The 25,318-nt window shown below is 75.3% G+C and carries 21 protein-coding genes; 11 read left to right on the forward strand and 10 right to left on the reverse strand.

Going from position 1 to position 25,318, the window contains the following annotated elements; genetic code table 11:
- Nucleotides 1-48: 48 nt before the first annotated feature.
- Entirely contained in the window at nucleotides 49-1,662 is a 1,614-nt protein-coding gene (locus CRP39_RS23100) for a 4-coumarate--CoA ligase family protein (RefSeq protein ID WP_097208736.1), read from the forward strand.
- Here CRP39_RS23100 and CRP39_RS23105 read toward each other — a convergent pair.
- Nucleotides 1,646-2,668, reverse strand: a complete 1,023-nt coding sequence (locus CRP39_RS23105) for an AraC family transcriptional regulator (RefSeq protein WP_245854058.1) — start codon at nucleotides 2,666-2,668, stop codon at nucleotides 1,646-1,648. The two genes, CRP39_RS23100 and CRP39_RS23105, sit on opposite strands and share 17 nt — an antisense overlap.
- 152 nt (nucleotides 2,669-2,820) lie before the next feature.
- Between CRP39_RS23105 and CRP39_RS23110 the strand changes: the two genes are divergently transcribed.
- Nucleotides 2,821-3,492, forward strand: a complete 672-nt coding sequence (locus CRP39_RS23110) for an NAD(P)-dependent oxidoreductase (RefSeq protein WP_097208738.1) — start codon at nucleotides 2,821-2,823, stop codon at nucleotides 3,490-3,492.
- 270 nt (nucleotides 3,493-3,762) lie between these two features.
- Complete coding sequence (locus CRP39_RS23115) at nucleotides 3,763-4,752, forward strand: NAD(P)H-quinone oxidoreductase (protein WP_097208739.1); 990 nt, start codon at nucleotides 3,763-3,765, stop codon at nucleotides 4,750-4,752.
- Nucleotides 4,753-4,830: 78 nt separating this feature from the next.
- Here CRP39_RS23115 and CRP39_RS23120 read toward each other — a convergent pair whose 3' ends face one another.
- Complete coding sequence (locus tag CRP39_RS23120) at nucleotides 4,831-6,054, reverse strand: cysteine desulfurase-like protein (RefSeq protein WP_097208740.1); 1,224 nt, start codon at nucleotides 6,052-6,054, stop codon at nucleotides 4,831-4,833.
- A 90-nt stretch (nucleotides 6,055-6,144) separates the two neighbouring features.
- On the opposite strand from CRP39_RS23120, the gene CRP39_RS23125 reads away from it, so the two are divergent.
- Entirely contained in the window at nucleotides 6,145-6,708 is a 564-nt protein-coding gene (locus CRP39_RS23125; RefSeq protein WP_097208741.1) for a bacterial proteasome activator family protein, read from the forward strand.
- A 48-nt stretch (nucleotides 6,709-6,756) separates the two neighbouring features.
- Here the strand turns inward: CRP39_RS23125 and CRP39_RS23130 are convergent, their stop codons facing one another.
- The 5 genes from CRP39_RS23130 to serS form a co-directional block, all read right to left on the reverse strand.
- Nucleotides 6,757-7,038: a hypothetical protein gene (locus CRP39_RS23130; RefSeq protein WP_183358965.1), complete on the reverse strand. Its 282-nt coding sequence runs from the start codon at nucleotides 7,036-7,038 to the stop codon at nucleotides 6,757-6,759.
- Nucleotides 7,039-7,296: 258 nt separating this feature from the next.
- Nucleotides 7,297-8,892 (reverse strand): methyl-accepting chemotaxis protein, encoded by a 1,596-nt coding sequence (locus CRP39_RS23135; protein ID WP_172442595.1) that lies wholly within the window; start codon nucleotides 8,890-8,892, stop codon nucleotides 7,297-7,299.
- A 198-nt stretch (nucleotides 8,893-9,090) separates the two neighbouring features.
- Nucleotides 9,091-9,894 carry an HAD family hydrolase gene (locus CRP39_RS23140; RefSeq protein ID WP_097208742.1) on the reverse strand — a complete coding sequence of 268 codons (804 nt, stop codon included), beginning with the start codon at nucleotides 9,892-9,894 and terminating at the stop codon, nucleotides 9,091-9,093.
- Between the two features lie 11 nt (nucleotides 9,895-9,905).
- On the reverse strand, nucleotides 9,906-10,814 hold the full coding sequence (locus tag CRP39_RS23145; RefSeq protein WP_097208743.1) for an HAD family hydrolase: 909 nt from the start codon (nucleotides 10,812-10,814) through the stop codon (nucleotides 9,906-9,908).
- On the reverse strand, nucleotides 10,811-12,106 hold the full coding sequence (gene serS / locus CRP39_RS23150) for a serine--tRNA ligase (protein ID WP_097208744.1): 1,296 nt from the start codon (nucleotides 12,104-12,106) through the stop codon (nucleotides 10,811-10,813). The genes CRP39_RS23145 and serS overlap by 4 nt, the downstream gene beginning before the upstream one ends.
- A gap of 147 nt (nucleotides 12,107-12,253) precedes the next feature.
- Here serS and CRP39_RS23155 point away from each other — a divergent pair, with 147 nt between their 5' ends.
- The 3 genes from CRP39_RS23155 to CRP39_RS23165 all read left to right on the forward strand — a co-directional run bounded on the left by CRP39_RS23155 (nucleotide 12,254) and on the right by CRP39_RS23165 (nucleotide 14,453).
- Nucleotides 12,254-13,684 carry a GuaB1 family IMP dehydrogenase-related protein gene (locus tag CRP39_RS23155; RefSeq protein ID WP_097208745.1) on the forward strand — a complete coding sequence of 477 codons (1,431 nt, stop codon included), beginning with the start codon at nucleotides 12,254-12,256 and terminating at the stop codon, nucleotides 13,682-13,684.
- Nucleotides 13,685-13,694: 10 nt separating this feature from the next.
- A complete protein-coding gene (locus CRP39_RS23160; protein WP_097208746.1) occupies nucleotides 13,695-14,042 on the forward strand; it encodes a metallopeptidase family protein in 348 nt (115 codons plus the stop codon).
- An 81-nt stretch (nucleotides 14,043-14,123) separates the two neighbouring features.
- The gene (locus CRP39_RS23165; protein WP_245854059.1) at nucleotides 14,124-14,453 is read left to right on the forward strand and encodes a GroES family chaperonin; all 330 of its coding nucleotides are present in this window, start codon (nucleotides 14,124-14,126) and stop codon (nucleotides 14,451-14,453) included.
- Between the two features lie 73 nt (nucleotides 14,454-14,526).
- Here CRP39_RS23165 and CRP39_RS23170 read toward each other — a convergent pair whose 3' ends face one another.
- Complete coding sequence (locus tag CRP39_RS23170; protein ID WP_097208747.1) at nucleotides 14,527-15,021, reverse strand: MarR family winged helix-turn-helix transcriptional regulator; 495 nt, start codon at nucleotides 15,019-15,021, stop codon at nucleotides 14,527-14,529.
- Nucleotides 15,022-15,100: 79 nt separating this feature from the next.
- Between CRP39_RS23170 and CRP39_RS23175 the strand changes: the two genes are divergently transcribed.
- Nucleotides 15,101-17,230 (forward strand): MMPL family transporter, encoded by a 2,130-nt coding sequence (locus CRP39_RS23175; RefSeq protein ID WP_097208748.1) that lies wholly within the window; start codon nucleotides 15,101-15,103, stop codon nucleotides 17,228-17,230.
- A gap of 61 nt (nucleotides 17,231-17,291) precedes the next feature.
- Here CRP39_RS23175 and pheA read toward each other — a convergent pair whose 3' ends face one another.
- Nucleotides 17,292-18,239: a prephenate dehydratase gene (pheA, locus tag CRP39_RS23180; protein WP_245854060.1), complete on the reverse strand. Its 948-nt coding sequence runs from the start codon at nucleotides 18,237-18,239 to the stop codon at nucleotides 17,292-17,294.
- Between the two features lie 110 nt (nucleotides 18,240-18,349).
- Here pheA and CRP39_RS23185 point away from each other — a divergent pair, with 110 nt between their 5' ends.
- The 3 genes from CRP39_RS23185 (at nucleotide 18,350) to larC (ending at nucleotide 24,131) form a co-directional block, all read left to right on the forward strand.
- Complete coding sequence (locus tag CRP39_RS23185) at nucleotides 18,350-20,005, forward strand: GGDEF domain-containing protein (RefSeq protein ID WP_097208750.1); 1,656 nt, start codon at nucleotides 18,350-18,352, stop codon at nucleotides 20,003-20,005.
- A gap of 113 nt (nucleotides 20,006-20,118) precedes the next feature.
- A complete protein-coding gene (locus tag CRP39_RS23190) occupies nucleotides 20,119-22,857 on the forward strand; it encodes a diguanylate cyclase domain-containing protein (RefSeq protein WP_245854061.1) in 2,739 nt (912 codons plus the stop codon).
- A 101-nt stretch (nucleotides 22,858-22,958) separates the two neighbouring features.
- Nucleotides 22,959-24,131, forward strand: coding sequence for a nickel pincer cofactor biosynthesis protein LarC (larC, locus tag CRP39_RS23195; protein WP_097208751.1), 1,173 nt, complete (start codon nucleotides 22,959-22,961; stop codon nucleotides 24,129-24,131).
- Here larC and CRP39_RS23200 read toward each other — a convergent pair.
- Nucleotides 24,124-25,206: an MFS transporter gene (locus tag CRP39_RS23200; protein WP_097208752.1), complete on the reverse strand. Its 1,083-nt coding sequence runs from the start codon at nucleotides 25,204-25,206 to the stop codon at nucleotides 24,124-24,126. The genes larC and CRP39_RS23200 overlap by 8 nt on opposite strands.
- Nucleotides 25,207-25,318 lie beyond the last annotated feature (112 nt).

Consider the following 25,318-nt stretch of genomic DNA (forward strand, 5'->3'; position numbering starts at 1 on the left):
TGTGTCCCACGCCACGCCGGATGTGAGACTGGCGCCACACCTGACGAGATGAGGAGCTCCTCCGTGGCGCTGGCCAGCCTGTATCCCGACGTCGAGATCCCCGACCTGTCGGTCCCCGCCTACGTCCTGGCCGCCGGCGCGGAGCGACCGGACGCGCCGGCCCTGGTCGACGGGCTCACGGGCGACACCATCACCCACAGCCAGCTCGCCGCCTACGTCGACCGCGTCGCCGCGGCGCTGCACGCCCGGGGTCTGCGCAAGGGCGACGTCGTCGCCGTCTTCTGCCCCAACACCCCCTGGTACCCGGTGGTCTTCCACGGGATCGCCGCCGCCGGCTGCGTGATGTCGCCGATCAACTCGCTGTACACGTCCGAGGAGATCGCCTTCCAGCTGCGCGACTCCGGCGCGAAGGTCCTCATCACCGTCTCACCGTTCCTCGACCGGGCGATGGCCGCCGTGCAGACGGCGCCGGTCGACGAGGTCGTCGTCATGGACGGCGCCGAGGGCCACGCCTCGCTGCTCGACCTGCTCAGCAGCGACGCGCCGTCCCCCCGGGTCGACATCGACCCGGCCACCGACCTCGTCACGCTCCCCTACTCCAGCGGCACGACCGGCCTGCCCAAGGGCGTCATGCTCACCCACCGCAACCTGGTGGCCAACGTGCTGCAGATGCGGCCGATCATGAACGCGCACGAGGGCGACGAGCGGATCATCGCCGTCCTGCCGTTCTTCCACATCTACGGCCTGACCGTGCTGATGAACCAGGGCCTGGTGGCCGGCACGGTGGTGACGCTGCCCCGCTTCGACCTCGAGGACTTCCTCCGGGTCATCCAGGACCAGCGGATCACGCGGGCGTTCGTCGCACCGCCGATCGTGCTGGCGCTGGCCAAGCACCCGCTGGTCGACCAGTACGACCTCTCCTCGCTGCGCACCATCACCTCCGGCGCCGCCCCGCTCGACGAGGGGCTGGCGCTCGCCGCCGAGCAGCGGCTGCGCAAGGGCGCCCCCGAGGGCGTCACCGTCGCCCAGGGCTACGGGATGACCGAGCTGTCGCCGGTCTCGCACAGCACGCCCGACGCCGGCATGGAGCCGCCCGGCCTGACCGGGCCGGTGCCGAAGGGCTCGGTCGGCGTGTCGGTGCCGAACACCGAGTGCCGGCTGGTCGACCCGGCCACCGGGGAGGACGTCGGCCCCGGCCAGCGCGGCGAGCTGTGGGTGCGCGGGCCGCAGGTGATGAAGGGCTACCTGAACAACCCCCAGGCCACCGCGGAGACCCTCGACGGCGAGGGCTGGCTGCGCACCGGGGACGTCGCCGTCGTCGACGAGCGGGGGATCTACACCGTCGTCGACCGGGTCAAGGAGCTGATCAAGTACAAGGGCTACCAGGTGGCCCCGGCCGAGCTGGAGGCCGTGCTGCTCGGACACCCGGAGATCGCCGACGCCGCCGTCATCGGGGTGAAGGACGCCGACAGCGGCGAGGAGCTGCCCAAGGCCTTCGTCGTCCGGGCCGCAGGCTCCGCGCTGACGCCCGAGGCGGTCATGGAGTACATGGCCGGCAAGGTGGCGCCGCACAAGAAGGTCCGGCTCGTGGAGTTCATCGAGCAGGTGCCGAAGTCCTCGGCCGGGAAGATCCTGCGCAAGGACCTCAAGGCCGCGAACTGAGCACACCCGTGGAGGAGGTGCCGGCCGCGCCTGGTGCGGCCGGCACCTCCCGCCGGCCCTCGCCGTTCCGGACCGCACCCGGCGGCACGCCCGCCACCCGCTTGTACGCGCGGGAGAAGGCGGCCTCGGACTCGTAGCCGAGGTGGCGGGCGAGTTCCCCGGCTGTCGCCCCCTGCGTCAGGGCGACGGTGGCCAGGTGCATCCGCCAGCGGGTCACGTAGTGCATCGCCGGCTCCCCGGCGAGCTCGGTGAAGCGGGCCGCGAAGGCCGATCGGGACATCCGGGCCGCCCGGGCGAGCCGTTCCAGGGTCCACGACTCCCCCGGCGAGCGGTGCACCTGCGCGACGGCCCGCCCCAGCAGGGGGTCGCGCAGCGCGCGGAGCCAGCCGGGGCCGGTGCTGCCGGAGTCCAGCCACCCGCGGACGGCCTGGATGACGACGACGTCGGCCAGCCGGGTCACCACGGCCTCGGCGCCGGGCCGGTCGTGCCGCGCCTCGTCGGCCAGCAGACCGAGGAGCACCGGCAGCCAGCCCGCGCGGTCGGCGGCGTCCCCCTCGACGTGCAGGACCGGTGGCAGCAGGTCCAGCAGGTGCGCGACACCCGGGCGCTCGGGCTCGACCACGCCGCAGACCAGCCCGGCGGGCGCGCCGCCGCCCCCCAAGCGCATCACGGTGAAGTGCTCCCCGAGGGCCTCCTGCGGCAGCCGGTCGGCCCGGCCGGCGATCCGGACGCCGGGGCCGCTGCGCAGCAGGTGCCCGCGGCCGTGCGGGACCAGCGCGAGGTCACCGGCGCGCAGCGTGTGCGGCACGCCGTCCACCTCCAGCAGGCAGGTGCCCTCGGTGACGACGTGGAAGCTCATGCACCCGTCGAACGCCGGCATCTCCAGCCCCCACGGCGCGGTGGCCTCCACCCGGCAGTGGAACGTCCCCCGGACCCGCAGGTCGAACAGCACCCGGCCGACCGGGTCGACGGGGGTCCACGGGGGCGCGGGCGTGCCGTCGGTCATGGCGTCACCCTCACCGCCGCGCGGCAGCACGTCCAGGCCCGCTGGACGAACGGTCACGGACGGTGGACGGACGGGCATGGGCCGGGGACCGCGGCCCGCCCAGGATCGGTCGTGCCGGCCGGCCGGGCCGGCGCAACCGGGAGGAGCAGGTCATGCGGGTTCTGGTCGTCGGGGCCACAGGGGGATCGGGCAGGGCGACGGTGGACGCCCTCGTCGCCCGCGGGCACGAGGTGACGGCGTTCGCGCGCCGTGCGGAGGCGGCGTTCGGCGGCCGGGCCGGCGTGCGGGCGGTGGACGGGGACGTCACCGTCGCCGGTGACGTCGACCGGGCGGTCGCTGGTCAGGACGCCGTCGTCGTCACGCTCGGCATCAGCGAGCACCCGCTGCGGGTGCGGCTGCTCGGAGCCGCAGGCACTCCGCTGGACGTGCGCTCGCGGGGCACGCGGAACGTCGTCACGGCCATGCGGACGCACGGCGTCCGGCGGCTGGTCGTGCAGTCGTCCTACGGTGTCGGGGAGACGCGCAGGCGGCTGCCGCTGTCCACTCGGCTGGTGTTCGCCCTGCTCCTGCGGCCGCAGATCGCCGACCAGGAGCGCCAGGAGCGGGTGGTGCGCGACAGCGGCCTGGACTGGGTGATCGCCCAGCCCGTCTACCTGACCGACGGTGACGAGGGGGCCACCACCTCCGCCGACGGCACCGTGGAGCAGTGGCGGGTCTCCCGCCGGGCCGTCGGCACCGTGCTGGCCGGCGAGGTGGAGGGGACCGGACGGGCCACTCTCGCGGTGTCTGGCACCGTGCGGACGCCGACGCCGGCGGGAGGGTGACCGCCCCGGGCGCACCGGCGGGGACAGGGCGGTGCGCCCGGGGCGGGTCGGTGCGGCCGGGGACCCCGGACGGCGGCGCGGCGGGCCAGCCAGCGTCCTCGCCCAGGCGCAGCGCGAGGCGCACGCGGCGCGGCCCGGAGCAGCTGGGCACCGCCCTGAGCCCGCGAAGGGCGGGGAGGACGGGGTCAGCCCTCCGCCCGTGGCCCCGTCCCGGGCACCGCCCTGAGCCCGCGAAGGGCGGGGAGGACGGGGTCCTTCTAGGGTCGGAGCATGCGTGCGGTGACTCTCAGTGGACCGGGTGGGCCCGAGGTGCTGCAGTGGGCCGAGGTGCCCGACCCGGTGCTCAAGCCGGGCGAGGTGCTCGTCGACGTCGTCGCCACCGCGGTCAACCGCGCCGACCTGCTGCAGCGCGCCGGCAACTACCCGCCGCCCCCGGGGGCCAGCGAGGTCCTCGGCCTGGAGTGCAGCGGGGTCATCAGCGAGGTGGGCGAGGGCGTCACCGGCTGGGCGGTCGGCGACGAGGTGTGCGCGCTGCTGTCGGGTGGCGGCTACGCCGAGCGGGTCGCCGTCCCCGCAGGGCAACTGCTCCCCCGCCCGGCGGGCGTGGAGCTGGCCACCGCCGCCGCGCTGCCGGAGGTGGTGTGCACGGTGTGGTCGAACGTCTTCATGCTCGCCGGGCTGACCCGGGGCGACGACTTCCTCGTCCACGGCGGCTCGAGCGGCATCGGGACCATGGCCATCCAGCTCGCCGCCCGCGCCGGCGCCCGGGTGTTCACCACCGCCGGCAGCGCCGCCAAGCTCGACGTCTGCCGCGAGCTCGGCGCCGAGGTCACCATCAACTACCGCGCCGAGGACTTCGTCGAGTGCGTCCGCGAGGAGACCGACGGCGCCGGCGTGGACGTCGTCCTGGACAACATGGGCGCCAAGTACCTGGCCCGCAACGTCGACGCGCTGGCCACTGGCGGGCGGCTGGTGTGCATCGGCATGCAGGGCGGCACGAAGGCCGAACTCGACCTCGGCAAGCTGATGCGCAAGCGCGGCTCCGTGCACGCCACGACGCTGCGGGCCCGCCCGGCGACCGGCCCCGGCGGGAAGGCGGAGATCGTCGCGGCCGTCCGGCACGACGTGTGGCCGGACGTCGAGCGGGGCGTGGTCCGGCCGATCGTCGACCGCCGGCTGCCGATGTCCCGGGCCGCCGAGGCGCACCGGGTGGTCGACGCCAGCGAGCACGTCGGCAAGGTGCTGCTGCTCAACGAGTAGAAGGACCCTCCCGCCCCCCACCACTCGCACGCTCGCGGCGGGACCCCGCAGGAGGGCCGTTCCAGCACGTCACCACGCTCAGCGGGGGCGGAGCGAGGCCACCGAGTCGACGAGGTAGCCGACCTCGTCGGCGGTGTTGTAGTGCATGAGGCCCAGCTGGACCGCGCCGCCCTCCTCGTTCACCCCGAGGGCGTCGAAGAGCTCGCGGGCGTAGAAGTCGCCGTCCCAGGCGCAGATCCCGCGGCGGGCGAGCTCGACGGCGACCTGCCGCGGTCGCATGCCGGCGATCGTGAACGACAGCGTCGGGGTGGTGTCGGCCGCCGAGCCCAGGACCTGCACGTGCCGCATGGCGCGCATCGCCTGGTCCAGCCAGGAGAACAGGCCACCCTCGTACTCGGCGACGGCGGCCATGGAGGTGCGCAGCCGCTCGCGGCGGGACCCGGTCGCCTGGTCGCTGAGGCCGGCCAGGTGCTCGACGGCCGCGGTGACCCCGGCCAGCAGTTCGAACGGCGGCGTCCCGCTCTCGAACCGGTCGGGCACCCGGTCGGGGACCGGCGCCAGCTTCTCCGGGTGCAGCTCATCGAGCAGCGCCGGGTCCGCGACGACGGCACCCACGTGCGGGCCGCACCACTTGTCCGCCGCGACGGCGAGGAAGTCCGCGCCGAGCGCCCCGACGTCGAGCAGGGCGTGCGCGGCGGCGTGCACCCCGTCGACGTAGACCAGCGCCCCCGCCGCGTGCGCCCGCTGCGCGATCGCCGCGACGTCCGGCCGGGTCCCGAGGGCGCTGCTGGCGGCGGTGAGGGCGACCAGCCGGGTGCGGTCGGTCAGCAGCTCCTCGTACTGCCACGCCGGCAGCTCGCCGGTCTCGATGTCCACCTCGGCCCACCGGACCACGACGCCGTGGTGCTCGGCGAGCTGCACCCAGGGGCGGATGTTCGCGTCGTGGTCGAGGCGGCTCACCACGATCTCGTCGCCGGGCCGCCACGTCCGGGCCAGGGTGCGGGCCATCGTGTACGTCAGCGCCGTCATGCTGGCCCCCAGGACCACCCCGGCCGGGACCCCACCGACGAGGTCGGCCACCGCGGCCCGGGCGCTGGCGACCAGCCCCTCGGCGCGGGCCGACGACGGGAAGACCCCGCCACGGTCGGCCACCGGCACCCGCATCGCCTGCGCCACGGCCAGCACGACGCTCTCGGGCAGCAGGGCTCCGGCGGGACCGTCGGCGTGCACGAAGCCGTCGGAGAGGCCGGGGAACAGGCCGCGGACGCGCGCGACGTCCAGGCGCCCCTCCCCCGGTTCCATGGTCTTCGACCCTAGACGCTGCGCGCCGGGTGCCCGCGCGCCTTCCGGGCCCCCGGCGGACTCCCGCCCGGGCGGGGCAGGATGGGGGGCATGACCGCACCGGGAAACGGGAGTGAACGCCCTCAGCAGGTCGTCGTCGTCGGCCCCGACGGCCGGCCGGTCGGCACGATGCCCATGCCGCAGGGACCCGACGGAGGCGCCGACGGCGCCGACGGCGAGGCGACCATCGGCGACATGGTCGAGCAGCCGGCCAAGGTCATGCGGATCGGCACGATGATCAAGCAGCTGCTCGAGGAGGTCCGCGCCGCGCCGCTCGACGACGCCAGCCGCCAGCGGCTGCGCGACATCCACGCCTCCTCCATCCGCGAGCTGGAGCAGGGCCTGGCGCCGGAGCTGCGCGATGAGCTGGAGCGGATCACGCTGCCCTTCGCGGAGGACGAGACGCCGTCGGACGCCGAGCTGCGGATCGCGCAGGCCCAGCTGGTCGGCTGGCTGGAGGGCGTCTTCCACGGCATCCAGACCGCGCTGTTCGCCCAGCAGATGGCCGCCCGCGCCCAGCTGGAGGAGATGCGGCGGCGTGCGCTGCCCGGCGGCCAGCAGGGCCTGCCGGCCCCGCAGCCCGACTTCCGCCCCGGCGGCGGGCAGTACCTGTGACTCCGTCGGGGGCCGGGACCAGGTGACCTGATCCCGGCCCGGCCCTCCTCAGACGGTGAACCGGCGGACGGCGTCCTGCAGCTCGCCGCTCATCCGGGCCAGGTCCGCCGCCGCCCGCTGCGCGTCGGCCACGCGCGCGTTGGTCTCCTCCGTGCCCGCGGCCAGGCCGGTGATCGCCGTCGCGATGTCCCGTGACCCACCGGCGGCCTCGGCCACGTTGCGGTTCATCTCGTTGGTGGTCGCCGTCTGCTCCTCCACCGCCGTGGCGATCGTGGCCTGGAAGTCGTTGATCTCGGCGATGACCGAGCTGATCTGACTGATCGCGTCCACCGCGCCGGCGGTGTCGGCCTGGATCGCCTCGACCCGCCGGGAGATGTCCTCCGTCGCCCGCGCGGACGGGTCGTGAGAGGGGCAGCATCCATGCTGGGGACTCCTGCGTCGGGCGACCACGCCTGGAGTGGCCGCTACGGGACACCTCGGCTGGACTGGCTCCACCTTGAGCCGAACGTCACACCGGGCCCGCCGGTGTCTCCCGGCACGCCGACGGCGCCGCCCCACCGGGGGGCGGCACCGTCGTGGTGCCTGCGATCAGAAGCGGAAGCCGCCCACCATCTCGCGCAGCCGCGTGGAGACGGCGGCCAGCTCCTGCGCGGCCTCCCAGGAGGCGCCGACGTGCTCGGTCGTGGACCGGGCGACGGCGGCGACGTCGTCGATGCCGGTGGCGATCTGCTCCGAGCCGGTGGCCGCCTCGGCCACGTTCCGGTTCATCTCCGTGGTGGTCGCGGTCTGCTCCTCCACGGCCGCGGCGATCGTCGTCTGGTAGTCGTTGATCCGGGAGATCACCTCGGCGACCTCGGCGATGGCGGTCACGGCGCTACCGGTGTCGGCCTGGATGGCCTCGACCCGGCGGGCTATGTCCTCGGTGGCCCGCGCCGTCTCCTGGGACAGCTCCTTCACCTCGTTGGCGACGACGGCGAACCCCTTGCCCGCGTCCCCGGCGCGGGCGGCCTCGATCGTGGCGTTGAGGGCCAGCAGGTTGGTCTGCTCCGCGATCGACGAGATCACCTTCACCACCTCGCCGATGGTGCGGCTGGACTCACCGAGTCGGGACACCGTCTCGGTCGTCGTCCCGACGGCGGTGACCGCCCGGCCCGCCACGGAGGCGGCCTCGGTGGCGTTGTGCGCGATCTCCCTGATGGAGACGCCCATCTGCTCGGAGCCGGTCGCCACCGTCTGCACGCTGCGCGAGACGTCCCCGGCCGCGGCCGCGACGACGGCGGCCTGGGCCGAGGACTCCTCCGCGCCGCTGGAGATCTGCCGGGACAGGTCCTCCACCCGGGCGCTCGCTGCGGTCAGTGCCCCGATCGCCGTGGAGAAGCCGGCCATGAGGCGGCTCAGGGACTCCAGCGCGGTGTTCGTGGACCGGGCCATGCGGCCGATCTCGTCCCCGCTCCGGACCTCCAGCCTGCGGGTGAGGTCGCCCCCGGCGACCGCGACGAAGGCGCTCTCGGCCTCGGCCAGCGGCCGGGTGATCCCGCGGGTGATCCGCCAGGCGATGAGGGTGGCCAGCACGGCGGCCGCCGCGCAGATCAGCACCATCGTGAGGAGGAAGCCCGACGCGATCCCGCGCGCCTCGTCGCTGAGCGTCGCGTTCATCGCCTCCTCCATGTCGATGAGGACGTTGATCGCGGCCAGCCACTCGACGAACAGCGGCTTGGCCTGCTCGGTGAGGAGCTGCAGCGCGGCCGCGCCCTGCCCGGAGGACATCAGGCTGACGACCTGGTCGATCAGCGGCAGCGTCGCCGCCTCGATGCGCTTGATCTCGGCGAGTGCGGCGACCTCGTCGTCCCCGACGTTGGCCGCGTCGGCGAACAGCTCGTCCATCGGGCCGGCCGACGCCGTGTACTTGTCGGCCAGTTCCGCGATGAGATCGACCTCCTGCTGGAGCTCGGCGGGGGTCGTGCTGAGGACGACGTCGCGCAGCGCGATGGCGCGGTCGTGGACGCTGCCACGGAAGTTGATGGCGTACCGCTGCTTGACGCTGTTCAGGTCGTTGATCGTCGTCAGGTGGGCGTTGATCGTCTCCACCCGCCAGACGCCGATACCGGTCAACCCGACCATCGCGAGGACGACGACGAGGAAGCCGAGGACGAGTCGTCGGCTGATGGACAGGTGCTTTCCCATGGCGCACTCCAGGCTGACCGCGGACCTGCGGAGAGGGGCTCTCCGTCGCAGCAGGTGTCGGCGCGCGGGACGGCGTGTTGAGCCGAACGTGAAACGACTACACCCCGTCAGATGGGTCGCGCACGACCGATCTGACCAGCAGATGCGCACCCCCGGAACGGACGACGGGCGCCCTCCCCGGGCGGGGACGCGACGCCCTCAGAGCGACGCGAGGAAGGCCGCGACCCCGTCGTCCTCGTTGGTGCCGGTGACGTCGGTCGCCGCGGCCAGCAGGTCCGGGTGCGCGTGCGCCATGGCCACCGCCCGCCCGCCGGCCTCGCGGACCCAGTCGAAGGCGGCGATGTCGTTGGGCATGTCGCCGAAGACGACGACGTCCTCGGGGCCGACGCCGTGCTGGGCTGCGACCTTGGCCAGACCGGTGGCCTTGGTGACGCCGAGCGCGGAGATCTCGGCCAGCGCGTCGCTGGAGGAGTTGGTCACCGTCGCCCGGCCGTCCACCACCGTCTCGACCAGGGCGACGAACTCGTCGCGCGGGAGGTGCTCGTGGCGGGCCAGCAGCTTGGCCACCGGCGCGGCGACCAGCTCCTCCAGCGACGCGACGGACACGCCGGGGGCGTTCACGTCCCAGCGCGGCTGGTAGACCGGCTCGTGGCGGAACTCCAGGCCGTACTCGACGGCGAACCAGGTGTCCGGCTGCTGACGGCGCAGTTCGCCGGTCACCTCCTGCAGCACCTCGGGCTCGAGGGGGTCCTCGTCGAGGATCTCGAACTCCTGGAGGTCCAGCAGCACCGCGCCGTTGCAGCAGACGGCCGTGCCGTGCCGCAGCACCTCGCGGATGCGGGTCATCCAGCGCGGCGGCCGGCCGGTGGCCAGCACGACCGGCACGCCGTCGGCCCGCCAGCGCTCCAGTTCGGCGACCGTGGCCGCGCTGACGGTGTCGTCCCAGTGCAGCAGCGTGCCGTCCATGTCGCTGGCGATCAGCTTCGGCTTCCAGTCAGACATCGCACACCCGGTCAGACACCGAGGACCGCCTCCAGGTAGCGGGCCACGCCGTCGGCGTCGTGCCCGCTGGTGAACAGCGTCGTGGCGGCCCGGACGGCGGGGTGGGCGTTGGCCACCGCGACCGCCCGCCCGCCGGCCTCGCGGACCGCCTGCAGCATCGGCAGGTCGTTCGGCATGTCACCGAAGGCCAGGACGTCGCCGAACGCCACGCCGTACCGCTCCAGCGCCACGGCCAGCCCGGTGGCCTTCGTGATCCCCGGCGGCAGCACCTCGATGAAGCCCAGGCCGGCGTGGGTGACCTCGGCGTCGACCGGGTCGACCACCTCCCGGGCGAGAGCGAGCAGCTCGTCCTGCCCGAGGGTGGAGGAGCGCAGGAAGACCTTGAGCACCGCCCCTGCGGGCAGCACCTGGTGCCGGGGCAGGAGGTGCGCCGGCTCCGGATAGGGCCAGTCGAAGCCGTGCTGCACCCGCAGCGGGGAGTGCACCTCGCCCTGCTCCGCGGCGTCCTCGACGGCCACGATGAGCTCGCCGGCGACCGCCTCGATCCGCTCGATGACGGCCGTGGCCTGATCCCGCGGCAGGCCGACGGTGCGCAGCACCTCGTCCCGCTCCAGGTCCACGACGAAGCCGCCCTGCGCGAGGACGGCGATACCCCGACCGTCGAGCGCGCCGCGCACGCTGTCCAGCAGCCGGGGGCCGCGGCCGGTCACGCCCACGAACGGGATGCCGGCGTCCCAGCAGGCGGTGAGCGCGGCGCGGGTGCGCCGGCTGACCTCGCCGTCGGAGGTCAGCAGGGTGCCGTCGAGGTCGCTGGCCACGAGCTTGGGCCGCCACGTGCCGACGTCCCCCAGGTCGACGACGTCGTCGGAGCCGGCATGGCCGCCGAACGCCGGCAGCACGGCCGGTGGGTCCGCGCTCATGCGACCGGCACCGGCGCCGCCAGCGTCATGCCGGGGGTGAGGACCTCGTGTCCGCCGAGCCACGGGCGCAGCGCCGCCGGTACGTGCACCGAGCCGTCGGCGCGCTGGTGCACCTCGAGCAGGCAGGCGATGGTGCGCGCGATCGCGCACAGCGTGCCGTTGAGGGTGGCGGCGGTCTGGTTCTTCCCGTCGGCGTCGCGATATCGGATCGCCAGCCGCCGGGCCTGGAAGGTGGTGCAGTCCGACGTGCTGGTCAGCTCGCGGTAGGTGCCCTGGCTGGGGAACCACGCCTCGATGTCGTACTTGCGGGCCGCGCTGGTGCCCAGGTCGCCGGCGGCGATGTCGACCACCCGGTAGGGCAGCTCCAGCGCCTGCAGGAACTCCTCCTCCCAGGCCAGCAGCCGCAGGTGCTCGTCGGCCGCCTCCTCCGGGCGGCAGAAGCTGAACATCTCGACCTTGTCGAACCAGTGCACGCGGATGATGCCGCGGGTGTCCTTGCCGTAGGAGCCGGCCTCCCGGCGGAAGCAGGACGACCAGCCGGCGTAGCGGCGGGGCCCCGCCGACAGGTCGAGCACCTCGTTGCCGTGCATGCCGGCCAGCGCCACCTCGGAGGTGCCGACCAGGTAGAGGTCGTCGCGCTCAACCCGGTAGACCTCCTCGTCGTGCTCGCCGAGGAAGCCGGTGCCCTCCATCGCCTCCGGCCGCACCAGCGCGGGCGCGACGACGGGGGTGAAGCCGGCCGCGACCGCGCGGCTGATCGCCAGCTGGGCGAGGGCGAACTCCAGCAGCGCGCCCGGGCCGGTGAGGAAGTAGAAGCGCGCGCCGGAGACCTTCGCCCCGCGCTCCATGTCGATGGCGCCGAGCGCCTCGCCGATCTCCAGGTGGTCGCGCACCGGGAAGTCGTAGGAGGGGACCTGGCCGACGGTGCGCATCGTCACCGCGTCGTCCTCCCCACCGGGCGGGACGCCGTCGTGGACGACGTTGGCGATGCGCAGGTGCGCCTCCCGCAGCGCGGCGTCGGCGGTGCGCAGCGCCTCCTCGGCCTCCTTCACCTGGGCGGCCAGCGCCTTGGCCCGCTCGAGGACGGCGGGCCGCTCCTCGGGGGCGGCCTTCTTCACCGCCTGCGAGGCGGCCTTCTGCTCGGCGCGCAGGTCGTCGGCGCGCTTGACCGCCTCCCGGCGGGCGGCGTCGGCGGCGAGCAGGGCGTCGACCCGGGACTCGTCGGCCCCGCGGGCGCGCTGGCTGGCCTTGACGAGGTCGGGGTGCTCACGCAGGAGTCGCAGGTCGATCACGTACCGATCGTAGGTGGGGCTCCGGAGCCGGGCTCCCCACAGTCGAGGGAGGCGCTCCCCGCCGCGATCACGGCGCCGTGACCACGCCGGGGCGCCGTCCACCGGTCACGACGCCGTGATCGCCGGGATCTCGGGGACACTGGGGGCATGCGCTTCCTGGGTGGCACCCGTCCGGCGACCGACCTGACCTACGCCGACGTGTTCATGGTGCCCAACCACTCCACCGTGGGCTCCCGGCTCGAGGTCGACCTGACCACCCCCGACCGGGTGGGCACGACGATCCCCGTCGTGGTCGCGAACATGACCGCGATCTCCGGACGCCGGATGGCCGAGACCGTCGCCCGCCGCGGCGGCCTGGCCGTGCTCCCCCAGGACATCCCGGTGGACGTCGTCGGCGAGGTCGTGTCCTGGGTGAAGTCCCGGCACCCGGTCTACGACACCCCGATCACCCTCGACCCGTCGTCCACCGTGGCCGAGGCGCTGTCGCTGATGCACAAGCGCGCACACGGGGTCGTCGTCGTCGTGCGGGACGGCCGCCCGGTCGGGGTCGTCACCGACGGCGCCTGCCAGGGCGTCGACCGCTTCACCCAGCTCGCGCAGGTCATGACCGAGCCGCTGACCGTCCCGGCCGGCACCGACCTGCCCAAGATCTTCGACGTCCTCTCCGAGGAGCGGGTCAACGCCGCGCCCGTGGTCGAGGGCGACCGGCTGGTCGGGCTGATCACCCGCACGGGCGCGCTACGCTCGGCCCTCTACCAGCCGGCGGTCGACGCCGACGGCTTCCTCCTCACCTCGGCCGCCGTCGGCATCAACGGCGACGTCGCGGGCAAGGCCGGCGCGCTGCTGGCCTCCGGCGTCGACGTGCTCGTCGTCGACACCGCGCACGGGCACCAGGAGAAGGCGGTGGAGGCGGTCCGCGCGGTGCGGGCGGTCGCCGGCTCGACGCCGGTCGTCGCGGGCAACGTGGTCACCGCCGAGGGCACCCGCGACCTCATCGCGGCGGGCGCGGACGTCGTCAAGGTCGGTGTCGGCCCGGGCGCCATGTGCACCACGCGGATGATGACCGGCGTCGGCCGGCCGCAGTTCTCCGCCGTGGAGGAGTGCGCCGCGGCGGCCCGCGCGCTGGGCAAGCACGTGTGGGCCGACGGCGGCGTGCGCCACCCGCGCGACGTCGCGCTGGCGCTGGCCGCCGGCGCGGCCAACGTGATGGTCGGCTCCTGGTTCGCCGGCACCTACGAGAGCGCCGGCGACATCCACGACGACGGCTCCGGCCGGATGTACAAGGAGTCCTTCGGCATGGCCTCGGCGCGCGCGGTCAAGGCCCGGACGTCGGCGCAGAACGGCTTCGAGCGGGCCCGCGCCGGCCTGTTCGAGGAGGGCATCAGCTCCTCGCGGATGTACCTCGACCCCGCCCGCCCGGGCGTCGAGGACCTCATCGACCAGATCGTGGCCGGGGTGCGCTCGTCGTGCACCTACGCCGGCGCGCGCACCGTCGACCAGCTGCACGAGCGCGCGGTGCTGGGGGTGCAGAGCGCGGCCGGCTACGAGGAGGGCCGCCCGCTGCCGACGAGCTGGTGACCCCGCGCCGGTGAAGCCGCTGCCGCTCCCCGTCTTCGAGGCCCTGGTCGCCGACGCCCTCGACGCGGTCCCGGCCGAGCTCATGGAGCTGCTCGACAACGTCGTCGTCCTCGTCGAGGACCGCAACGACGAGGAGCCCGAGCTGCTCGGGCTCTACGACGGCTACGCGCTGACCGAGCGCGGCTGGCAGTACGGCGGGGCCCTGCCGGACCGGATCATGATCTACCGCGAGGCCATCTGTGACATCTGCTCCACGGCCGAGGAGGTCGTCGAGGAGGTCACGATCACCGTCGTCCACGAGATCGCGCACCACTTCGGCATCGACGACGACCGCCTGCACGAGCTCGGCTGGGGCTAGCCGTGTCGGTTCCCGCTGTCGGTTTCCGCGGAAACCGACAGCGGGAACCGACACAGGAGGCGCCGCGTAACGTGACCGGGCGTGGCTGACGTCAAGGGCTCAGGGCTGCCGATCAAGATGCTGCACGACCGCATCCTGGTCGCGCTCCGCAGGGAGGACGGCGAGCGCCGCTCCACGGGGGGCATCCTCATCCCGGCGACCGCCCAGGTGGCCAAGCGGCTGGTCTGGGGCGAGGCGCGCGGGGTCGGCGGCAACGTCCGCCAGGTGAAGGTCGGCGACCAGGTCCTGTTCTCCCCCGAGGACCAGCACGAGGTCGAGGTGCACGGCGAGGAGCTGATCATCCTGCGCGAGCGGGACGTGCACGCCGTCGCCGCCGAGCGCATCGAGGAGTCCACCGGCCTCTACCTGTGAGTGACACGCCGGCCACCGGCGCGGCCCGGCAGCTCTCCCCACGTCGGATGGCCCGGCTCGCGGGTGTTGCTCCCTACTCCGCGGGGGGGCCGGTGTCCTCGGGCGGCTCGGCGCGGGCGTGCCGGCTGACCACCCCGGTCACGTCCTCCAGGAACCGGCGGACGACGGCCAGCTCCTCGTCGCTGTAGCCGGCCATCGCCGTGACCAGGTCCCGGTTGAGCCCGCCGAAGTGCTCCGCCCCGGCGGCCATCGCCTCCTCGGTCATCTCCAGCGCCACCCGGCGCCGGTCGGCGGGGTCGCGCACCCGGCGCAGGTGGCCGACCCGCTCCAGCCGGTCCAGCAGCGCCGTCACCGAGGCCGAGCTGAGCTCCACGGCCGAGCCGAGGGCGCCCGCGGTGAGAGACTCCCCCCGCCGGGCGGCGTCCATGACCGCCACCAGGGCACGGACGTCGGTGCGGTTGAGACCGTGCAGCAGGGCGAACCGCTGACCGACCGCATCCAGTTCCACGGTCAGCCGGCGAAGGAGGAGTGCCACCTCCTGCCGCGCCCGGTCGGCGTCCTCGGACACGCATCACCTCCGTTTGGCGCGCGGCAGCCGCCCGCCGTAATCTCTCGACGATCGAGATTATCGACCATCGAAGGACATCATGCCCCGCTCGAAGTCCGTCGTCCGCTGGCTCGTCCCGGCACTGATCGCCGTGGCCTGGCTGGCGCTGGCCGGGCCCCTGGGTTCGTTCAGCGGCAAGCTCGCCTCCGTCTCCGAGAACGACTCCACGGCGTTCCTGCCCAGCAGCGCCGAGTCGACGCGCGTCACCGAACTGCAGGCCGGCTTCCGGACCGAGCGGACGCTTCCGGTGATCCTGCTGTGGGAGAGCGGGGACGGCGCGCTCGACGGGGCCCAGCTGGCCGAGATCGGCGAGCGCACCGCCGCCGCCGTCGCCCTCGCCGAGGAGTCCGACGCCCTGGTCGGCGAGCCCTCCCCGCCCATCCCCTCCGACGACGGCGCAGCGGCGCAGGTGGTGCTGCCGTTCAGCCCGGATCTCGGTGACGTGCTCGGCGAGGTGATCGCCGAGCTGCGCGACCTGCCCGCCGTCGACGGCGCCACCGCGTACGTCACCGGGCCGGGCGCTGTCTTCAGCGACTTCGCCGAGGGGTTCTCCGGCATCGACGGACTGCTGCTGGTCGCGGCGTTCGGCGTCGTCCTGCTGATCCTGCTGGTCGTCTACCGCAGCCCGCTCCTGCCGCTGCTGGTCATCGGCACCGCCGGCATGGCGCTGGTGGTCTCCCTCGCCGTCGTCTACTTCCTGGCCGATCAGGGCTGGATCACGGTCAACGGCCAGAGCCAGGGCATCGCCTCGATCCTGGTCGTCGGCGCGGCCACCGACTACGGCCTGCTGCTGGTCGCCCGGTACCGCGAGGAGCTGCGCCTCGAGGAGTCCAAGTACACGGCGATGCGGATCGCGCTCCGGCAGTCGTGGGAGCCGATCGTGGCCAGCGGCGCCACGGTGGTCCTCGGCGTCCTCTGCCTGCTGTTCTCCGACCTCGGCTCCAACCGGGGTCTCGGGCCGGTCTCCGCGGTCTGCATCGCCTTCGCCATGCTCGCGGCGCTGACCTTCCTGCCGGCCGTGCTGGTGCTCTTCGGCCGGGCCGCGTTCTGGCCGTTCCGGCCGCGCCACGGCGTCGAGCAGCCGCAGGGTCGCGGCTGGCAGCGGGTGGCGGCCGGCGTCGGGCGCCGTCCGGCCCGCGTGCTGCTGGGCAGCGTCGCCCTCCTGCTCGCGCTGGCCGCCTTCGCGCCCACCTTCGACGCCGGCGGCATCGCCCTGTCCGACGCCGTCCGCGGCGGCTCCCCGTCGGCCACGGGCCAGGAGGCGCTGGCCCGGCACTTCGAGGCCGGCGGTGCGAGCCCGGCGGTCGTCATCACCCCGGCCGACGACTGGCAGGCGGTCGCCGAGGCGGCCCGCGGCCTCGACGGCGTCATCGACGTCGTGCCCTTCACCGGTGAGCAGGCCGGCCCGCCCGGAGCCGGCTCCGCCGAGCCGGTGGAGGTCGACGGGCTGGTCCGGCTCGACGCCACCCTCGCCGACGCCCCCGACAGCGAGGCCGCCCAGCAGACCGTCACCGAGCTGCGGACGGCGGTGCGCGACGTCGACCCCGAGGCGCTGGTCGGCGGCTCCAGCGCGAGCGACCTGGACACCCAGGAGAGCGCGGCCCGCGACCTCGCGGTGATCGTGCCGCTGGTGCTGCTGGTGATCACCGTCGTCCTGGCGCTGCTGCTGCGGGCGCTGGTGGCGCCGATCCTGCTCGTCGCCACCGTCGCCCTCAGCGTGCTGTCGACGGTCGGCGTCAGCGCTCTGGTCTTCGACCACCTCTTCGGCTTCCCCGGCAGCGACCCGCAGGTGCTGCTGATCGGCTTCGTCTTCCTGGTGGCGCTCGGGATCGACTACAACATCTTCCTCATGACCCGGGCCCGCGAGGAGTCGATGCGGCACGGCACGAGGGACGGCGTGCTGCGGGCCCTGGCGGTCACCGGCGGCGTGATCACCTCGGCCGGGCTGGTCCTCGCGGCCACCTTCGGGGCGCTCACCGTGCTCCCGCTGGTGATCCTCATCCAGCTCGGGTTCCTCGTCGGCTTCGGCGTCCTGCTCGACACCTTCCTGGTCCGCTCGCTGCTGGTGCCGGCGGCGGTGCACCTGATCGGCGACCGGGTGTGGTGGCCCGGCCGGCTGGCCACGAGGCGGACGCGACCGGAGCCGGAGCGCGAGCTCGAGCGCGTCTGAGAAAGGACCCCGCGTCCCCCCATCCCTCGCACGCTCGGGACGGGACCCTGACGCGGGGCCTTCAGGCGCGGCCCTCGCGCACGGCCTGCAGCCAGCCGGCGGCCTCGGCGAAGGCGTCGTCGGCGGCGGTCGGCGGCACCGGCTTGTTCTCCCGGCCGTCGGCCCGCGGGTACGAGCCGAGGAAGCGGACGTCGTCGCACACCCGGTGCAGGCCGGCCAGCGCCTCCCCCACCCGGGCGTCGGCGGCGTGGCCCTCGCAGTCGAGGGAGAACGAGTACACGCCCAGGCGCTCCCGCGTGGGGCGCGACTCGATCCGGGTCAGGCTGATCCCGCGGACGGAGAACTCGCGCAGCAGCTCCAGCAGGGCGCCGGTGCGGTCACCGACCACCGCGACCAGCGAGGTCTTGTCGTTGCCGGTCGGGGCGGGCAGCGGCCCGGGCGGGGCGACGAGCACGAAGCGGGTGACCGCGCCGGGGTGGTCGGCGACGTCCTCGACGAGGGGGGCCAGCCCGTACCGCTGGGCGGCGATCGGCGCGCAGACCGCGGCGTCGACCTCGCCGTCGGCGACCTGCCGGGCCGCCCCGGCCGTGGACGTCGCCGGCAGCGGGACGACGCCGGGCAGCAGCTCGGCGAGCCGGCGAGCGGTCTGCGCGAGCGCGTGCGGGTGGCTGGCGACACTGCGGACGGCGGCGAGCTCGGTCCCCGGCCGGACGGCGAGGACGAAGGAGACCGCCAGGAACACCTCGCGGGTGATCAGCAGGGGGTCGCCGTCGGCCAGCGCGTCCATGGTCGCCGGCACCGCACCCTCGACGGAGTTCTCGATCGGCACCAACGCCGCGTCGGCCTCCCCGGACCGGACGGCGGCGAGCGCGGCGGGGACGCTCGCGGCGGGCTGCCGGGACCCCTCGCCCGGGGGAACGGCGCTGCTCAGGGCGGCTTCGGCGAAGGTACCCTCGGGCCCGAGATAGGCGAAGCGCGTCGGGGGCTGCGTCCGGGGCATCGCAGGCATCCGACGAGGGTAGTGCGGTCGGACCGGAGCGTTCGCCCCACCCGGGAGAGCTGCGTCACTCCCCGCACCCGACGACCGCACCGGTCGTTGACCCGTCGATGGAGGGATGCGTGACCGCCGGCCCGGACCGCCTCGTCGAGGGTGAGCTCGATGACGCGCTCTGGTGCCTGCTGGCGGCCAGCGACGACGACGACCCCACCCGCTTCACCGCCGAGCACGACCGGGTCGAGCCCGTCCTGGTCGCCGCCACCGAACCGCTCTGGACGGCCTGGCGGCACGCGTTCGCCGCACGGCGGAGCCTCCTCGAGGGCGACCGGGAGGCCGCCGCGGCCGGCGTGCGGGCCGCCCGGGACGCGCTGATCCGGTGCCCACCCGACGCCCGGACGGCGCTGACACTGGCCTACCTGGCCCACGTGGAGGTCGCCTCCGACCACTTCGACGCCGCGATGCTCACCGCGATCGACGCGAGCCTGATCGCGGAGAGCCCGGGCGTCGGCGGGCCGTCGCGGGAGCTGCACCAGGCCCACCAGTGGCTGTCGCTGACGCTCACCGCGCTGGACCTGGAGGAGCTGGCGGTCGCCCAGGCGCTGTCCGGGCACCGGGTCGCCGCGGCGCTGCCCGACCTGGCCGACCAGTGGCGGCTGCTGCAGCTGTGCGCCCAGCAGCACGCCGAGCTGGCGCAGACGCTGCACCGGCGCGGCGACACCGACCGCTCGCGGGAACTGGCCGACGTCGCCGTCGAGTGCGCGCAGACCGCCCGCGCGCTGGACTGGGAGCCCGATCCCGCCGAGCAGAGCCTCCTGGACGTCGTCCAGGCCTGGGGGCTGGCCTGCCGCGGCGACCTCGACGACGCCCTCGGCCCACTGCGGAGCGCGCACCGGCGGGTCCACCGCGACGGCGGCATCTGGCTGCGCGGGTACACCGACCTGGTCCTGGCCCGCCTGCTCACCCGCCTGTCGCAGTCGCAGGCCGGCGGTGGGCACGGCGCCGAGGCCACCGACCTGCTCGTGGACGCCGCCGGGGCCTTCGCCGCGACCGGGGACCGTCGGCGCTACCGGCAGTGCCTGCTGGAGCTGGGGCAGAGCACCGCGGCGATGGGCCGGCCGGCCGAGGCGCTGCACTGGCTGGAGGCCTACCGCGCCGACACCGGGCGGGCGCACGCGCGCGGCCGGGAGCTGTGGGCGGAGATGTTCGTCCGGCGCAGCCGGCTGCGGGAGGCCGAGCGGCAGACCGCCGTCCTGCGCCGGCACGCGATGGAGGACCCCCTCACCGGCCTGGGCAACCGGCGCAGCGCGGAGCGGCGGCTGAGCAGTCTGCGGCTCGGCGACGAGCCCCTGTCGCTGGCCGTGGTGGACGTGGACCGGTTCAAGGAGGTCAACGACGACACCTCCCACACGCACGGCGACGAGGTGCTGCGGCGGGTGGCCGGGCTGCTGCTCGAGCACAGCCGCACCGGCGACGAGGTGTACCGCTGGGCCGGCGACGAGTTCCTCGTCGTCCTGCCGACGGCCACCGAGAGCCAGGCGCTGGTCGCCATGGACCGGCTGCGGGCGGCCGTCGCCGCCGCCGACTGGGGGGACCTGCAGCTCGCCGAGCCGGTCACCGTGAGCATCGGGGTCGCGACCGAGGCGGGCGCCGGCGAGGGGCCGTTCGGGTGGCGCTCGCTCTTCGACACCGCCGACCTGCACCTGTTCACCGCCAAGCGCAGCGGCCGCAACCGCGTGCGGGCCCCCGGCGGGCGCGCACCGTGCGAGGGGGCACCGTGAGCGCGCAGGCCGGGTGGGACGGCTGTGACGAAACGGACGACGGGGGGCACAACCGTCGGCGCGCCCCCCGGCCGGTGCTCGACTCGGCGCGGGACGCCGTGCACAGTGCGCTCGTGCCACCGGGAACCCTGCACCAACGGGTGACCGCCGCCCTGACGAACTGGCAGCTCGACGACGCCGAGGAGCTCCTCGCCGACGTCGAGACCGACATCTCGCCCTACGAGGCCTCCCCCGCCGACGATGCGCCGGCCACCCTCGGCCGCGCCTGGGCCGACACGCTGCGCGCCGAGCTGCTGGTGCGCCGGCTGCGGGTCGCCGGCTTCACCGTCGTCGGCGACCCGGTGGAGCCACCGCACGGCACCGGGAGCCCGCCCGCCCTCGACCTGCACGCCGGGGTGGCCGGACTCCTCGACGGCGCCCCGACCGGCTCCGGGACGGCGGTGGACGGCGACCCGCGGGCGGAGTCGGCGTCCCGCGCAGCGCTGGCGATCGCGCTCGTGCGCTCGGCGAAGGCCGCGTTCGACGCCAGCGACGACGACCTGCAGCGCGCCGCCGGCCTGGCCCGGCACGCCCGCATCGAGCTGCTCTCGCGCCGCATCGACGCCGCGATGGACGAGGCGGTCGAGGCGGCCAGCCTGCTCGACTCGACGCTGCCGCCGTCCGCGCTGCTGATCGACACCCTCGGCACGCTGGCCGCGGTGCTCGCCGACCTCGAGCTCATGCCGCTCGCGCTGGACTACCAGCGGCGGGCGCACGAGGCCGCCGCGGCGGTCCCGGCGCCGGAGCTCCCGTCCGACGCCGACGGGCCCGACGTGCTCGTCGCCCGGACCGCCACCCGCCTGGGCGAGCTGTGCGCCGAGCTCGGCGAGGCGCTGCTGGACGACGGCGTCCCCGAGGTCGCGGCCGTGCACTTCGCCGAGGCCCGGGAGCTCGCCGAGCGCGCCTTGGCCCTGCTCCCGCCCGAGGCGGCCGGTGCGGTCGTCGCCGCCCAGGTGGTGCACGGCTGGGCGCTGGTCGGCCTCGGGGAGCACGCCGCAGCCGCCGCACCGCTGCGCACCGCCGTCCGGGTCACCGCCGCCGAGGGTGACCGCGCCCTGCTGTCGGCCGCGCTGCTGGCGCTGGGTCGCGCGCTGCGCCGCCAGGGTGACGGCCGCGGCGCCGACGAGCAGCTGGCCCGGGCGCTGGCCGTCGCCACCGAGCACGGGCTGCCGCGGCTGCGCCGGGCCGCGCTGCGGGAGCTGTGCACGCTGCACTCGGAGCTGGACGACGCCGGCCGCGCGCTCCCCTACCTGCAGGCCTACCTCGCCGACGAGCTGGACCGCGTGGACGAGCGGCGCACCCGCTGGGTGGAGCTGTTCGGCCGGCGCAAGAGCCTGCTGGAGACCGAGCGGGCCGCCGGGCAGCTGCGCCGGCAGGCCTACGAGGACCCGCTCACCCACCTGCCCAACCGGCGCTACGCCGAGGCCCGGCTGGACGTCCTGCTCTCCTCCGGCGCCGTCCCCGCCCTGGCCGTCGTCGACGTGGACCGGTTCAAGGAGGTCAACGACACCGCCGGGCACCCGACCGGGGACGCGGTGCTGCGCACCGTCGGCGAGCTGCTGATCGCCGGCGTGCGGGACACCGACGAGGTGTGCCGCTGGGCCGGGGACGAGTTCGTCGTCCTGCTGCCGGAGACGACCGCCGAGCAGGCCGAGCGGGCGCTGGAGCGCACCCGGCGGGCGGTCGCCGCGTACGACTGGGCGGGTCGGGGCGTGGAACTCCCCGTGACCATCAGCGTCGGCATCGCCTCGGCGACCCGCGGTGACGACCGCCGCACCCTGTTCGCCGCCGCCGACGGGGTCCTGTACGACGCCAAGCGCAGCGGCCGGAACCGCGTCGTCCGGCTCTCGGCGAAGACCCAGACCCGCGCCGGCGACAGCCCGCTCGACGCCCTCTTCGGCCCGTCGACACCTCCTGCGACGGCTGTGACGGACGGGTCCGGAGGGGACGACACGACCCCGGCCGGTACCCGGGAGCCGGCCGTCCCGGCGCCTAGGGTCCCTGCCGTGCAGCCTTCCCCGCTGGACGACCCGGCCGGCGACCCCGGCGGCTTCGCCCCCCTCCTCGTCGAGCCCGTCGACCCACCCCTCGGCCTGGGCAGTCCACTGGAGCCCGCGCTGGGCCCGGTCCCGCCGGTCGCCGCCCACCCGGCGGAGCCCGCACCGCCGCCCGCCGCCCCTCGCCACGATGCGCCCGCCGAACCCGACGTCATCTGGGCCACCGGCCGCGGCACCGAGCAGGTCCTGGCGCTGGTCCGCGAGGCCCGCCGGAACTTCCCCGACCGGCCAGCCGTGGTCGTGCGCGCGACCGCCGAGACCCTCGTCGCGCTGGCCAGCGAGCACGACGCCTACACGACCGTGGACGCCGCGGCGATGTCGGCGGCGGTCGGCCCGCTGCCCGACCCCGCCGGCCGCATCGGCGTCCTCTGCGGCGCCGGCGGCGACCTGCCCGTGGCTGCCGAGGCCGCCTTCGCCGCCCGGGTCACGGGCACCGAGGTGGTGCGGGTGGACGACGTCGGGGGCAACCGGCTGCGGCCGCTGCTCACCGACCGCTCCCTGCTCGACGACGTCGACTGCCTGGTCGTCGTCGCGGGGATGGATGCCTCCCTCGCCGGCCTGGTCGGCGCGATGACCGACGTGCCGATCGTCGCCGTCCCGACCTCCACCGGGCAGCCCGGCTCGTTCGGCGGGTTCAGCGCGCTGCTCACCATGCTCAACTCGGCCTCACCCGGTGTCGTGGTCAGCAACATCGACAACGGCCACTCCGCCGGCGTCTTCGCCGCGCGGATCGCCCGCAGGACCCGGCGCGGCTGACCCTCCTCCGTTGATCATCGTCGGGTGGCCGGTCGCCTCGGCGTGGCGGGCCGCCACCCGCCGATGATCAACGGCGGCTCAGCGCAGGGGATGATCGCCCGGTGATCGGTTGGCTGGACCTGGCCGCGGGTGCATCCGGGGACCTGCTGCTGGGTGCCCTCGTGGACGCCGGCGTGCCGCTGGACGTCCCGGCGGCCGCGGTCGCCGCGCTGCCGGTCGAGCCGGTCCGGCTGACCACCGAGCAGGTCACCCGGCACGGGCTGGGCGCCACCCGGGTGCACGTGTCCGCGCCGCCGTCGGCCCACCACCGCACCTGGGCCGACGTGCGGCAACTGCTGGCCCGCGCCGACCTGGCACCGGCGGTGCGGGCGGGGGCCCTCGCCGTCTTCGAGCGGCTGGCGGTCGCGGAGGGGCGGGTGCACCGGGTCGCCCCGGACGCCGTCCACTTCCACGAGGTCGGGGCGCTGGACGCGCTCGCCGACGTCGTCGGCGTGGTCGCCGCGTTCGAGCACCTCGGCCTGACGCGGCTGACCGCCTCCTCCGTGGCGCTGGGCAGCGGCTCGGCGCGCAGCGCGCACGGCGTGGTGCCCGTCCCGGCGCCCGCGGTGCTCGAGCTGCTGGCCGGGGTGCCCGTGCACGCCGGCCCGGTGCCGGCCGAGACCTGCACCCCGACCGGCGCCGCGCTGCTCGCGGCGCGGGTGGAGGAGTGGACGACGCTGCCGGCTATGCGGGTGCGGCGGGTCGGCGTCGGCGCGGGCGCCCGCGACCCGGAGCAGCTGCCCAACGTCGTCCGGCTGGTGCTCGGCGAACCCGAGGCGCCCACCCCGGCGACGACGGTCGTGCTCGAGGCCAACGTCGACGACCTCGACCCCCGGCTGTGGCCGGGGGTGCTGGAGACGCTGCTGGCCGCCGGCGCCTCGGACGCCTGGCTGACCCCGATCCTGATGAAGAAGGGGCGCCCGTCGCACACGCTGTCGGCGCTGTGCCCGCCCGCCGCCGTCGCCGCGGTGCAGGCCGCGGTGTTCGCGACGACGTCCACCATCGGACTGCGGGTCGTGCCGGTGGGCAAGGTGGCGCTGGAGCGCGCCGCCGCGTCGGTCGAGGTGCTCGGTGGCCGGGTGGGGGTCAAGCTGGCCCGCGACCGCGGGCGGCTGGTCAACGTCAGCGTGGAGTTCGACGACGTCGCTGCCCTGGCCCGCGACCGGCAGCTGCCGGTCAAGGAGGTGCTGCGGGCGGCCACCGCCGCCGCCGAGGCCGCCCACCCGGTCACCTGACCGCGCCGAGCCTGCTCCGCAGGCCGGCCGCCACCACCGGGACGACGGCGAGGACCACCACCGCCACCCCGCCCAGGCCGCCGAGCGCCCACGCGGCGAACACCGGCAACGACGCGAGCTCCACCCCGAGCCCGGCCACCGACGTCACCGTCGCCCGGTGCGGCCCGGTGATCCGGTGCTGCAGCCGCGCCTCACCGACGACGAGCACCGCGATGTAGAGGCCGTAGGCGGCACTCAGCGCGACCAGCGCCGCCGGCCGCGCCCAGCCCGCCGACACCAGCAGCAGCAGGCCGGCGAGCACCAGCAGCGCGGGCAGCGCGCGGTCGGGCAGCCGCTCGGCGCGACCGGCCAGCGCGCCGCCCAGGGCGCCCGCCAGCGAGGCGGCGAGCACCGCGAACGGGACGGCGGCGGTCGGGACCCCCCAGCCGCCGGCCAGCACCGGGAAGTACTCCTCCATCGCGTCGAGGCCGCCGAGCAGGGCGACCGCCAGGACGGTGAGCCGCAGCCCCGGACGGCGCAGCGTCTCCGCCAGTCCCTGCCGCAGCGGCACCTCGTCCTCGCCGTCGTCCGCCGCGTGCCGGACCTCGGGGAGGCGCAGCGCGAGCGCGGCGGCGGCCAGGCTGACGCCCACGCTGACCCAGCCGACCAGGGGGTAGCCGCCGACGGCGAACAGCGCGCTGGCCGCGATCGCCGTCGGCACCTGCACGAGCAGTTCGGCGGCGGTCATCCAGCCGTTGACCCGGGCGTAGGACCCGGCCGCGCCGACCGCGGTCAGGCCGTCGTAGACCAGCGCCTCGGCCGCGCCGGACACCAGCGCCGAGGACACGCCCCACAGCACGAACCCGACGGCGAAGGCCGCGGTCGCGGGGGCCGCCGTCCACACGGCGAAGCCGGCCGCCTGCAGCACGCCGCCGAGCACCACGACGCCGCGGCGCGACCACCGGTCGGCGAGGATGCCGGCCGGCACCTCGGTCAGCAGCCCGGTGACCGACCAGACGGCGAACAGCGCCGAGACCTGCGCACCGGTGAGCCCGGTGTCGAGGAACAGCAGCGCGTAGAGCGGGTAGTAGGGCACCAGCTCCGACAGGGCAGCCCAGCCGACCGCCAGCCGGGCCAGGGGCCGGGCCGCGGGCGGGAGGGGATCCGGGGACGGGGGTCAACGGAACGGCATGCCGGGACGGTAGCGC

The organism is Geodermatophilus sabuli, from assembly GCF_900215145.1.
Taxonomy (GTDB): domain Bacteria; phylum Actinomycetota; class Actinomycetes; order Mycobacteriales; family Geodermatophilaceae; genus Geodermatophilus; species Geodermatophilus sabuli.

Bases quoted from the DNA above. Each gene is read 5' to 3' on its own strand.
- CRP39_RS23100 (WP_097208736.1), top strand. From the start codon at position 49: ATGAGGAGCTCCTCCGTGGCGCTGGCCAGCCTGTATCCCGACGTCGAG.
- CRP39_RS23105 (WP_245854058.1), bottom strand. From the start codon at position 2,668: ATGACCGACGGCACGCCCGCGCCCCCGTGGACCCCCGTCGACCCGGTC.
- CRP39_RS23110 (WP_097208738.1), top strand. From the start codon at position 2,821: ATGCGGGTTCTGGTCGTCGGGGCCACAGGGGGATCGGGCAGGGCGACG.
- CRP39_RS23115 (WP_097208739.1), top strand. From the start codon at position 3,763: ATGCGTGCGGTGACTCTCAGTGGACCGGGTGGGCCCGAGGTGCTGCAG.
- CRP39_RS23120 (WP_097208740.1), bottom strand. From the start codon at position 6,054: ATGGAACCGGGGGAGGGGCGCCTGGACGTCGCGCGCGTCCGCGGCCTG.
- CRP39_RS23125 (WP_097208741.1), top strand. From the start codon at position 6,145: ATGACCGCACCGGGAAACGGGAGTGAACGCCCTCAGCAGGTCGTCGTC.
- CRP39_RS23135 (WP_172442595.1), bottom strand. From the start codon at position 8,892: ATGGGAAAGCACCTGTCCATCAGCCGACGACTCGTCCTCGGCTTCCTC.
- CRP39_RS23140 (WP_097208742.1), bottom strand. From the start codon at position 9,894: ATGTCTGACTGGAAGCCGAAGCTGATCGCCAGCGACATGGACGGCACG.
- CRP39_RS23145 (WP_097208743.1), bottom strand. From the start codon at position 10,814: ATGAGCGCGGACCCACCGGCCGTGCTGCCGGCGTTCGGCGGCCATGCC.
- CRP39_RS23155 (WP_097208745.1), top strand. From the start codon at position 12,254: ATGCGCTTCCTGGGTGGCACCCGTCCGGCGACCGACCTGACCTACGCC.
- CRP39_RS23175 (WP_097208748.1), top strand. From the start codon at position 15,101: ATGCCCCGCTCGAAGTCCGTCGTCCGCTGGCTCGTCCCGGCACTGATC.
- pheA (WP_245854060.1), bottom strand. From the start codon at position 18,239: ATGCCTGCGATGCCCCGGACGCAGCCCCCGACGCGCTTCGCCTATCTC.